At 34.3% G+C, this 11,762-nt stretch carries 12 protein-coding genes; 10 read left to right on the top strand and 2 right to left on the bottom strand.

From position 1 onward, the window contains the following. Positions 1–7: 7 nt before the first annotated feature. Positions 8–343 (bottom strand): hypothetical protein, encoded by a 336-nt coding sequence (locus G3A46_RS10665; RefSeq protein WP_165149660.1) that lies wholly within the window; start codon positions 341–343, stop codon positions 8–10. 137 nt (positions 344–480) lie between these two features. On the opposite strand from G3A46_RS10665, the gene G3A46_RS10660 reads away from it, so the two are divergent. Beyond that, positions 481–1,866 carry an MBL fold metallo-hydrolase gene (locus tag G3A46_RS10660; RefSeq protein WP_165149658.1) on the top strand — a complete coding sequence of 462 codons (1,386 nt, stop codon included), beginning with the start codon at positions 481–483 and terminating at the stop codon, positions 1,864–1,866. Between the two features lie 72 nt (positions 1,867–1,938). On the opposite strand, the gene G3A46_RS10655 is transcribed toward G3A46_RS10660, so the two are convergent. Beyond that, complete coding sequence (locus tag G3A46_RS10655) at positions 1,939–2,418, bottom strand: PA2169 family four-helix-bundle protein (RefSeq protein WP_165149656.1); 480 nt, start codon at positions 2,416–2,418, stop codon at positions 1,939–1,941. A 180-nt stretch (positions 2,419–2,598) separates the two neighbouring features. On the opposite strand from G3A46_RS10655, the gene G3A46_RS10650 reads away from it, so the two are divergent. From G3A46_RS10650 to G3A46_RS10610, 9 genes are all read left to right on the top strand, one after another. After that, positions 2,599–3,798 carry an FAD-dependent oxidoreductase gene (locus G3A46_RS10650; protein WP_165149654.1) on the top strand — a complete coding sequence of 400 codons (1,200 nt, stop codon included), beginning with the start codon at positions 2,599–2,601 and terminating at the stop codon, positions 3,796–3,798. A 72-nt stretch (positions 3,799–3,870) separates the two neighbouring features. Next, entirely contained in the window at positions 3,871–4,659 is a 789-nt protein-coding gene (gene cysQ / locus G3A46_RS10645; RefSeq protein WP_165149652.1) for a 3'(2'),5'-bisphosphate nucleotidase CysQ, read from the top strand. Next, entirely contained in the window at positions 4,659–5,087 is a 429-nt protein-coding gene (locus G3A46_RS10640; RefSeq protein ID WP_165149650.1) for a DUF2061 domain-containing protein, read from the top strand. Before cysQ ends, G3A46_RS10640 begins: the two co-directional genes overlap by 1 nt. A 202-nt stretch (positions 5,088–5,289) precedes the next feature. Then, positions 5,290–5,880: an adenylyl-sulfate kinase gene (gene cysC, locus G3A46_RS10635; RefSeq protein WP_165149648.1), complete on the top strand. Its 591-nt coding sequence runs from the start codon at positions 5,290–5,292 to the stop codon at positions 5,878–5,880. A 127-nt stretch (positions 5,881–6,007) separates the two neighbouring features. Then, complete coding sequence (gene cysD / locus G3A46_RS10630) at positions 6,008–6,913, top strand: sulfate adenylyltransferase subunit CysD (RefSeq protein WP_165149646.1); 906 nt, start codon at positions 6,008–6,010, stop codon at positions 6,911–6,913. A gap of 255 nt (positions 6,914–7,168) precedes the next feature. Continuing rightward, positions 7,169–8,425 (top strand): GTP-binding protein, encoded by a 1,257-nt coding sequence (locus tag G3A46_RS10625; protein ID WP_165149644.1) that lies wholly within the window; start codon positions 7,169–7,171, stop codon positions 8,423–8,425. A 145-nt stretch (positions 8,426–8,570) separates the two neighbouring features. Continuing rightward, complete coding sequence (locus tag G3A46_RS10620) at positions 8,571–9,242, top strand: hypothetical protein (protein ID WP_165149642.1); 672 nt, start codon at positions 8,571–8,573, stop codon at positions 9,240–9,242. A gap of 198 nt (positions 9,243–9,440) precedes the next feature. After that, the gene (locus G3A46_RS10615; protein ID WP_165149640.1) at positions 9,441–10,544 is read left to right on the top strand and encodes a glycosyltransferase family 4 protein; all 1,104 of its coding nucleotides are present in this window, start codon (positions 9,441–9,443) and stop codon (positions 10,542–10,544) included. Beyond that, the gene (locus tag G3A46_RS10610; RefSeq protein WP_165149638.1) at positions 10,541–11,653 is read left to right on the top strand and encodes a glycosyltransferase family 4 protein; all 1,113 of its coding nucleotides are present in this window, start codon (positions 10,541–10,543) and stop codon (positions 11,651–11,653) included. The genes G3A46_RS10615 and G3A46_RS10610 overlap by 4 nt, the downstream gene beginning before the upstream one ends. Positions 11,654–11,762 lie beyond the last annotated feature (109 nt).

Below are 11,762 nucleotides of genomic sequence, written 5' to 3'. Positions count from 1 at the left end.
ATTTAATTTATTCGTGGGAAATTAGTTCGTAATGGTTTGGTGAAGTACCATCACCATCAGCTTTGTTATATTTAAAAGTGTGGACTTTTACTATTTCGTTACCATCGCGATCTTGTGATTTGATTGTGATTTTCACCAAATAATTCACCCCAATTGTCCCGTCTTCAACATCTGTTTCTGTGACTTCAATATTTTCATTATTGAATTTTGTTCCTTCAGGTAATTCTAGTTTTTCAATGGCATCTTTTTTTGCCAATTCACGAATAACAGCTTCTCTGTCGCTTTCAGTAGCACAGGATACTATTATTAACGATAATAAAATAAATGCAAGTTTTTTCATCATTTTACATTTTAGGTTAATTGGTAAAGATAAAATAAGTTGTAAGTCTTAATGTAAAAGTTTTGTGAAAAAGACCAGACAAAACTTTAGAAACGACTTATAGTAGTAGCAATTCTTATATTTGCAGAAATTTTGTAATTATGAAAGTAGAACAAATATATACCGGTTGCCTTTCACAAGGTGCATACTATATTGAAAGTCAGGGTGAAGTAGCTATTATCGACCCATTAAGAGAAACAAAGCCATATCTTGAGCGTGCTGAAAAAGACAACGCTAAAATCAAATATATTTTTGAAACCCATTTCCACGCCGATTTTGTTAGTGGACATTTAACGCTTTCGCAGCAAACAGGAGCGCCAATTGTATATGGTCCATTAGCCAATCCTACTTTTGAAGCAATTGTAGCAAAAGACAATGAAGTATTTAAATTAGGTGATGTAACCATAACTGCAATCCATACTCCAGGACACACTATGGAAAGCACAACGTATTTGCTTAAAGACGAAAATGGAAAGGATTACGCTATTTTTAGTGGAGATACTTTGTTTTTGGGTGATGTAGGTCGTCCTGATCTTGCACAGAAAGCCAATGAAGTTACTCAAGAAGACTTAGCAGGAATATTGTTTGATAGTCTTCGAAACAAAATTATGCCATTAGCCGATGATGTTATTGTTTACCCTGCTCACGGGGCTGGGTCTGCCTGCGGGAAAAATATGATGAAAGAAACGGTTGACACTTTAGGAAATCAAAAACAAATGAACTACGCTTTACGTGCAGATATGACACGTGAAGAATTTATAAAAGAAGTTACCGACGGTTTAGCTCCGCCTCCTTTGTATTTCCCAATGAACGTAAAGATGAATCGCGAAGGATATTCAGATTTTAACGATGTACTTGCTGAGGGAACAAAAGCATTAGATCCAGAAACTTTTGAAAGAGTTGCTAATGAAACAAATGCGATAGTATTGGACGTTCGTCATCAAAATGACTTTATCTCAGGTCATATTCCACGTTCTATATTTATAGGGTTAGATGGAGGATTTGCTCCTTGGGTGGGCGCTTTGCTTGCCGATGTGGAACAAAAAATACTTTTAGTAGTTGCTCCGGGTAGAGAAGAAGAAGCCGTTACACGATTATCTAGAGTCGGTTTCGATAAAACTTTAGGTTACTTAGAAGGTGGCGTAGCTGCTTGGGATAAAGCAGGTAAGGAAATCGACACCTTAACTTCAGTTTCAGCGGAAACGTTAAAAGAAAAAATGCAATCTAATGTTCCTATTGTGGATGTTCGTAATGATGGAGAATATAATACGGCTCATATTCCACAAGCCCAACATGCTCCTCTTGGTTTCTTAAACGATTATTTAGATCGTTTACCAGAAAATGAACCTTTTTACTTGCACTGTGCAGGTGGGTATCGTTCAGTAATTGCAGCCTCTATTTTAAAAAGTCGAGGAATTCATAATGTAGTGGATGTTGCCGGAGGATTTAAAGCTATTAAAGAAGCTGGAATTCCAGTGGAAGCTTAATACTATTAATATTTAAATAGAAAACCCCGAATCGTTTTTGACTCGGGGTTTTTTAATTATTTATGCATCATTCTAATGGTCGGCAATATCTTCAAGGGTTCTCACTTTCTTTAATGTGCCGTAAATTTCGGTAGCCTGTTTTTGAACTACTTCAGCGATTTTAGGCGGGAAATTTTCGTGCTTTAGTTTGTCTTCGTATTCATCCCAACTCGCTTTTTCACCTCTTATACATTCTTCTAAGATTGCTTCATCGTCGTGCCCTGTAAATGCACTTTTAACATCTATCCAAGTTCGGTGAAGATCTCCTGCAAAACTTCCTTTTTCCTTAGGTTCTTCATTTAAATTGATAATTTCATTAGTAAGCTCGGTTGCAAAACGACTTCTTTGAACGGCTTGTTGTTTTAAAAATGATTTTAAATGAGGAGTTTTTGCATCAGTCATTGCTTTTGTAAACCCTTTTTCAGCATCGTAATTCTTTTCTAGAAGCTCTTGTAAATTGTTAACCAGATTATCGTGGTTGTATTCTCTTGCTTTTTCATTTGTAGTTTTCATAGTTTTCTTTTTTGGTTGATATAAAGATACTTGAAGTATCTCCTTGAGTATCTTACAGTTTTCTTAATTGAGAAGTGTTTAACGAATGTTGTTAAGATTTGTACAATTCTTATTTTAGGAATATAGTTTTTGCGTTTAAACATCAATTCAAGCTAATTTTCTATCTTTCAATTAAAAACTATGGACTTAAAATCAAACGAGCCTTTTTGGCTAATAAAAAATGAATTCCCTCAGAGTTATCCATCACTTCGAGAATCTATCTCTTCAGAAATTCTAATAGTAGGAGCAGGGATAACAGGAGCACTAGTTGCTTATAAACTTTTAGAAGAAGGTAAAAAAGTGGTGATGGTGGACAAACGTGATATTTGTAACGGAAGTACAGCTGCCAGCACTTCGATGTTGCAATATGAAATCGATGAACCGCTACATAAATTAATCGACCTTGTGGGGGTTACCATTGCGGTATCAAGTTATCAAAATTGTGAAAAATCTATTTCGGACCTGGAACAGATTGTAAAGAAAATTAAAAGTAAATGTGGGTTCACGAAAAAGAAGAGCGTCTATTTTACTTCCACTAAAAAGGATATTACTTTTCTTAAAGAAGAATTTGAAGCCCGTCAACAACACGGTTTTAAGGTGAAGTGGCTTTCCAAAGAAGATTTAAGTGAATTAGGATTAAATGCTTATGCTGCCATCGAGTCGGAATCGGGCGGGGTGATGGATGTTTATCGGTTTGCACACGATTTATTGAAGTATTGCACCAAAAAAGGTTTGCAAATTTATGATAAAACAGAGTTGAATAAAGTGAAATTTAAAGATGAAAAGGTGATTGCTACGGTAAATTCTGATTTCACTATTGAAGTAGATGATATAGTTCACTGTACAGGATATGAAAGTGTAGAGACTGTAAAGGAGAAAATAGTTGATTTAAAAAGTACTTATGCTCTAGCGTCGGAAGCATTTAAAACCGTTCCAAAAGCTTTTAAAGATAGAATTTATTGGAATACCGATGAACCCTATTTATACTTCAGAAGCACTAATGACGGACGAATAGTAATGGGTGGTGGTGACCGAGACTTTAAGAATGCAGCCAAACGGGATGCATTGCTTTACATAAAAGAGAAAGCCTTAACTAAGAGTTTTAGTAAGTGTTTTCCTGAAATTCCATTTATTCCAGATTACGCTTGGGCAGGAACTTTTGGAGAAACAAAAGATGGTTTGCCTTATTTTGGAAAAACAGATTCTAATAAAAACGAACATTATGTATTAGGATTTGGTGGCAATGGGATAACATTTAGTGTAATGGGAATGGACGCTGTAGTAAACTCTATCAACAAAACCCCGCATCCTTATTTAGAATATTACAAGTTCGATAGGTGATAATTGTTGACGCTAATAACTTTTTGTTGTTATTCATTAAATTGTATTTTGTAGCCCCTAACCAAAGCGAGTATGAAATCACTTTTAACAATAGCAATTAAAGCAGCATTAGTTGCAGGTGCTGAAATTTTAAAAATTTACGAAACCGATTTTAATGTTGAAACTAAAGAAGACGAGTCCCCTTTAACTCAGGCCGATACAAATGCGAATACTGCCATAATGAAGTATCTGCTTACTACTGATATTCCAATTATTAGCGAAGAAAACCGTCAGTTAGATTATGAAGAACGAAAAGACTGGAAACGTTGTTGGATTGTAGATCCGCTAGATGGCACAAAAGAGTTTATAAAACGAAATGGTGAATTCACCGTAAATATTGCATTAGTTGAAAATGGCGCTCCGATATTAGGTGTGATTTACGTTCCAGTTTCAAAAGAACTTTATTTTACTTTGGAAACAGGAAAGGAGTCTAGAAAAGTAATTATTTCTTCTGAAGATGATTCGGTTGAAGTTATTTTCGCAAAAGCAGAGATGATAAAACCTTCGGCTATAACTTCTGAAGTAAAAATAGTTGGAAGTCGTTCGCATTTAAATAAGGAAACAGAAGATTTTATTTCTGAAATACAAAAGAAGCATAAGGTTGAAATAGTTTCTAAGGGAAGTTCTTTAAAATTTTGTTTGTTAGCTGAAGGTTTGGCGCATCTATATCCACGATATGCACCTACAATGGAATGGGATACAGCCGCAGGACATGCAATTTGCAAAGCAGTTGGTATAAGTGTTATTGATCAAACAACTGGCAACCAAATGATTTATAACAAGCCTAATTTATTGAACAACTATTTTGTTGCAGAAGTTTGATGAAGGATCCTTCTAGAAAACGACATATTGCAAAAGCCTTAACCTGGAGAATAGTTGGGTCTGTTGATACCGTGTTTCTATCATGGTTAATTACAGGAAACCCTATGACGGGGTTAAAAATTGGTTTCGCCGAGGTTATAACGAAAATGTTGCTGTATTACTTACACGAACGAGTTTGGTTTAATATCAATCTTTCTAAAAGTGGATTGGTTCGCGAAAACAAAATGCGACATCTAGCAAAAACTGTTACTTGGCGAATGGTAGGAACAGCTGATACTATGGTTTTAGCTTGGCTTTTAACCGGTAACCCTTTAACTGGAGTTAAAATAGGTCTAGCTGAACTTTTAACCAAAATGATTTTATACTATATTCACGAACGAATTTGGTTTAGAATCGATTATGGTTTGATTGATAGGATGGAGGGGTGAGGTTTGAGATGGGAGATTTGAGACGTGAGACTTGAGATGTGAGATTTGAGATAATTAAGAATTCAGAATGTAGAATTATGAATCTTCTTTATATAAAGATTAATGACATTAGATAAGAAAAAGGAGATAGGAGAGTTTAGTTGTAAAAAAATACAGCTATTGGTTAAGTTGAAAAAGAATAAACGAAATATCAGTTTTGATAATGAAAGAAAATATTATTCCACATAATTTTAGTGTTTCCCAAAAAGAAAGGAGTGATTTAAAAGAGCAAAAACCGATGTTGCTTTGGTTTACTGGGCTGTCGGGGTCTGGAAAGTCTACCATTGCAGATGCTTTGGAGCGCGCTCTTTTTCAACGTAATATGCATACCTATCTTTTAGATGGTGATAACGTTAGAGGTGGGTTAAATAACAACTTAACATTTTCACCTGAGGATAGAACGGAAAATATCAGACGTATAGCCGAAGTAGCCAATTTAATGTTGGATGCGGGTTTGATAGTTTTGGCTTCATTTATTTCGCCTTATAGAGAGGACCGAGAAATGGTAAAACGGATTGTAGGGTATAAAAACTTTATCGAAGTATATGTAAATACTCCAATTGAGATATGTGAAAGCAGAGATGTTAAAGGTTTATACGCCAAAGCTCGAGCAGGAGAAATTAAAAACTTTACTGGTGTAGATGCACCATACGAGCCCCCTATGGCAGCAGATATTGAAATAGACACTTCACAGATTTCGGTGGAAGATGCGGTTTCATTAATTTTGAATGAGATTGATGATAGAGCAAAGTAAAGGGGGAGAACAGAGAGCGGGGAACATAGAAAAGAGAGTAGAGAAAAGAGAAAAGAGAGCAGGGAACATAGAAAAGAGAACAGAGAACAGAGAGTAAAGAGGTATGCCTCGAATAAATAAAATGCAAATGAGTAAATATTATTTAAATTATTTAGATGAATTAGAATCTGAAGCTATTTATATTCTTCGGGAGGTTTATGCGCAGTTTCAGAATCCTGTAATACTGTTTTCTGGAGGAAAAGATTCTATTCTTGTAACCCATTTAGCAAAAAAGGCATTTTACCCTTGTAAGATACCTTTCCCTTTACTGCATATCGATACAGGACATAACTTCCCTGAAACCATTCAGTTTAGAGATGGTTTAGTGAAGAATTTAGGAGTACAGTTGTTAGTAGGTTCGGTGCAAGAATCTATTGATACGGGGCGTGTTGCTGAAGAAAGAGGAAAGCACGCTACTCGTAATGCCTTGCAAATAACAACTTTATTGGACGCTATTGAAAGCAATAAAATTGATTGTGCTATTGGTGGCGGCAGACGCGATGAAGAAAAAGCTCGAGCAAAAGAACGTTTTTTCTCACATAGAGACGATTTTGGACAATGGGACCCAAAAAATCAACGTCCAGAGCTTTGGAATATTCTTAATGGAAAACATTTTGAAGGTGAACATTTTCGTGCCTTCCCAATAAGCAATTGGACCGAGATGGATGTTTGGAATTACATCAAAAGAGAAAAAATTGAAATCCCTTCTTTATATAAAGCCCATAATCGTGAAGTAGTATGGAGAAGTGATTCTTGGATTCCAGTTTCTGAATACTTAAAACTTGAGGAAAACGAAAAGATTCACACTAAGAAAGTTCGTTTTAGAACCCTTGGTGATATCACTATTACAGGTGGCATTGAATCGGATGCTGATACTTTAGATAAAATTGTTCTAGAAGTCGCAGCTATGAAACAAACTGAACGCGGCAATCGTACCGATGATAAGAGGAGCGATACAGCAATGGAGGACAGGAAAAGAGAGGGATATTTTTAAATTCAGAATTAAGAATTCAGAATTCTGGATTTACTTTCCTGAAGTTAAGAGTTCAGAGTTATGAGTTCATAGTTATGAGTTTGGAGTTTGGAGTTCGGACGAAATCGAGATGCAGGATGTTGAGTGGTAGTTGCAATTTCATGAGGCAAAAGTCTTACGTCTTGTTTCTTGAATCGGAATTATGAATGATGTTGAGATTAGAACACAATACAATAATAAAATACAATACAGTATAAACTGTGATAAGCATTTATAATGGAAATAGATAAGAATCAGTTATTGAGATTCACGACTGCAGGGAGTGTAGATGATGGGAAGAGTACTTTGATAGGAAGGCTACTTTACGATAGCAAAGCTATTTTTGAAGATCAGTTGGAATCGGTGGAAAATACAAGCCGTAAGAAAGGACACGAAGGAATAGATCTTGCATTATTTACAGATGGTTTACGCGATGAGCGTGAGCAGGGAATTACTATAGATGTTGCTTACAGATATTTTACAACTCCCAAGCGTAAGTTTATCATTGCCGATACTCCAGGGCACATACAATACACCCGCAATATGGTTACGGGAGCTTCCACAGCAAATGCTGCATTAATTTTAATTGATGCGCGACATGGGGTAATAGAACAAACTAAACGTCACGCATTTATAGCGTCACTACTGCAGATTCCTCATATTATTGTTTGTATCAATAAAATGGATTTAGTGGATTATTCAGAGGAGGTTTATGAGAATATCGTTAGCCAGTTTGAAGGTTTTTCTTCGAAACTTATTGTAAAGGATATTCAATTTCTTCCTATAAGTGCATTAAATGGTGATAATGTTGTAAACCGCTCAACAAATATGGATTGGTATCAAGGTCCACCTTTATTACACGCGTTAGAAACTATGCATATTGGGAGTGATATCAATAAAATTGACGCTCGTTTTCCGGTACAAACGGTTTTACGTCCGCAACGAGATGGATTTATAGATTATAGAGGATACGCAGGTAGAGTTGCAAGTGGAATTTTCAGGAAAGGAGATGAAGTAGTTGTTATGCCATCTGGATTTAGTTCGAAAATTAAGAGCATCGATACTATGGAAGGGGCTATGGATGAAGTTTTTGCACCTATGAGTGTTTCTATTACTCTAGAAGATGATATAGATATTAGTCGTGGTGATATGATTGTAAAGCAAAACAACCAACCTAAAGCCTTACAGGAGTTTGACGCCATGCTGTGTTGGTTTAATACTTCTGCAGCCAAACCTAGGGCGAAATACACTATAGTTCATACCTCAAACGAACAAAAGGCAATGATAAAAGATGTGATTTATAAAATAGATATCAATACCTATGCCCGTCAAGAGGAGGATAAAACCTTAAATATGAATGATATTGCCCGAATTACTATTCGCACTACACGCCCTTTAATGGTAGACGAATACCGCGACAACCGAATTACAGGAAGTTTTATCTTAATAGAAGATTCAACACATGAGACGGTAGCAGCTGGGATGATTGTCTAAATATTTTCGGTAATTAACCCAAATATTAAATTAGAAACAATTTAGTGTTAATTAGATTAGTATTCAATAAAAATTATCTTATTTTTGCCACTTATTAATTCGAATATTTATAAAATAAAATTATAATACTTTTAAACTAATGAACATGAAGTTAGTGAACATCAAGTTACTTTCAATTGCCGCATTCTTAATTATTGGCATAACAGCAACAGCTCAAAAAGCAGATCGACAATATAACAACTGGTCTATAGAAGCCCAAACGGGATATCACATTCCATTAGCTCCTAATAGATTTGTAGATTTAGGAGATTATGACGGAGCATTTAAGCAATTTCAAGCTGGAGCTCGTTATATGATAACCGATACTTATGGTGTAAGAGCACATTATTCATTTTTAAACTTTGAAAATCCAAGTGAATTTGTAGAGGGTGGTGTGAAATTTAATAGAGTGGCAATTGAAGGGGTTGCCAATGTGTGGAAATTCGCAAAAGTTAAAGGTGAATTTAAAGAAAATATAGGTCTTTTATTTCACTTAGGTGCTGGTGTTACTTTTGCTAATCCATCTGGTTCAAAAGGAACAGATCACATAGGAAATATTATTGTTGGTTTTACACCTCAATTTAGAATTACCGATAACTTTGCATTATTTGCAGATGTATCATATATAGCTAACCTTAAACAACACTATTCCTTAGGGGGGGATCTTTTATATCCAGATTACAAACATGAAACCGGTGGCTTAGTTAATCTAAGTGTAGGGGTTAATGTTAGCTTCGGGGATAGAGAGGAGCACGCAGATTGGTATTATGACAACTAATTGTTTCATTAAATAATTTAATTGGCTTTGGCCATGCATATAGTATGATTTAAAATGGTCTTTTTTGAATTTCAAAAAAGACCATTTTTTTATTGTATGGTTTAAATGTATTTTAATTAGTTTCGTACGTATTTGCATTATTTTTCAATGTTATATTTTTAATATGAATATTTTATTTAACACATTTCTACCTCAGCTATGATAAAATTACTTTACATAACTAATGGTATTGATGGTTCTGGTGGATTGGAGCGTGTGTTATCTATAAAGGCTTCATATTTGGCAGAACACTATAATTATGACGTAACTATACTTTGTTTAAATGGATTAAAAGAACCTTTTTATAGTTTTTCTTCAAAAATAAAATTCGTTAGTATTGACGTATCAGGAAATCCATTGACTTATTTTTTAAGCTATAGACGAGGGATAAAAAATATTGTTAATAACTATAAGCCTGATATAATTTCTGTTTGTGATGATGGGGTAAAAGGATTTTTGTTACCACAAATATTGAATAATAAAATTCCTATTATATATGAAAGGCATGCTTCAGTTTCTCTAAATTTTAATAAGGCAGATAAAAGTCCTCTTCAAAATCTAAAAAATAAATTTACATACTTTATAATGCGTTGGGCTGCTACTAAATTTGATAAGTTTGTGGTGTTAACCAATGGAAATTTAAAGGAATGGAAAGCTGGGAATTTAGAAGTAATTCCTAATCCACTTTCATTTTACCCTAAAGAACTGCCTCAAAAAACTAAATTACCTAAAACAGTAATTGCAGTTGGGAGTCATAGTTATAATAAGGGGTACGACTTATTACTTCAAAGTTGGCAAAAGGTTAATAAGGAATTTCCGGATTGGAAACTTATGATATATGGAAAAAAAGATGCTGAGTGTAAATATGAGGAACTATCTAATCAATTGGGGGTATCGTCTAGCCTAACTTTTAATGACCCTATACCCAATGTAGAAGAGGCTTACGCTAATGCGGCTATGTTGGTTCTTCCTTCGAGGTCTGAGGGCTTTGGTATGGTGCTTATAGAGGCTATGGCTTATGGTTTGCCTTGTGTTTCATACGACTGTCCTCATGGACCAGGGGATATTATTACAGATGGAGAAGATGGATACTTAATTGAAAACGGAAATATTGATGAATTTGCAAATAGGATTATTGATCTTATTAAAAATCCTGAAAATTTAATGCAAATGGGAATTAATGCTCGTATAAACGTTGAGTGTTATTTACCCGAAAGAATAGTGGGGCAGTGGGATAAATTATTTAAAGCATTAATTTTATGAAGATAGTCTTTACAACTGACCAGATTTATCTACACGGAGGGATAGAGCGTGTTTTAGCTACCAAGGTGAATTACTTTGCTGATGTTTTAGGCTATGACGTAACAATTCTTACTTCGGAACAAAAAGAGAAAGAACCGTTTTTTAAACTTTCTGAGAGGGTTAACCTTGTTGACATGTCAATTAATTACAATCGTTCAAGAAGTTATTTCTCTTTTGAAAATTTAAAAAAAGTTCCAAATCATTTTTTTAAAATGAAGAAAGTGCTTAAAAATTTGAATCCCGACGTAATAATAGTTTGTAATAGTTCCTTTGATTTTTATTGGTTGCCTTATATAAATAAATCATCAAAAAAAGTTAAAGAATATCATGCCTCTCAGTTTAATAGAAATGAAACCGCTTCTTCTTTTAAATCTAAAATATTTGTCTCTATTTTAAAGAAGGTGGAAAGTGATTACGATGCTTTAGTCGTTCTTAATCCTGATGAAAAGAAGTTTTTTAGATCGGATAATACTTTTGTTATTCCAAATCCTATTTCATTAACTAATAAAAAGGTTAATTTTCAAAACAAAAGAGTAATTGCGGCGGGTAGGATTGCACCAGTTAAAGGCTTTGAAAGATTAATTGAAATATGGAGTGAGTTTTTAAAGAATAATACGGGTTGGTCTTTAGATATATATGGAGATAATTATATTGGAACGCAAGAACAATTACAAAAACAAATTGATTCTAAAGACTTAAATAATACTATTTTTTTTAAGGGTACGGTAGATGATATTACTGAAACCATGTGTAATTATTCAGCTTATTTAATGACTTCCCATACCGAGTGTTTTCCAATGGTGTTATTAGAGTCACTTTCAGTTGGACTTCCAATTATTTCCTTTGACGTCCCTACAGGACCTAGAAATATAATTACTAATGAGGAAGACGGATTTCTAGTTGAAAACGGTAATGTGATAGAGTATTCTAAAAGAATGGAGCAAGTGCTAAATTCTGAAAATCTTAAAAAGGTTATGAGTGATAAAGCTAAATTAAATAGTCAACGCTTTAGTGTAGAGAATGTTATGAAGAAATGGGGTCAATTATTTAACACATTAGAAAAAAATTAACTATAACTATATATCTTAAAGTTAAATAAATGTTTGACTGGATACCTTTAAACGTCTATGCTACAACACATTATTATATAATGTTGTTCATAGTTTTGTTTACATTTCT

The sequence above is a fragment of the Aequorivita sp. KMM 9714 genome (genome assembly GCF_011065475.1).
GTDB classification, from domain to species: Bacteria; Bacteroidota; Bacteroidia; order Flavobacteriales; family Flavobacteriaceae; genus Aequorivita; species Aequorivita sinensis.
Note: the sequence above shows the minus strand (reverse complement) of the source record. Positions and strands in the feature narration are given on the sequence as shown.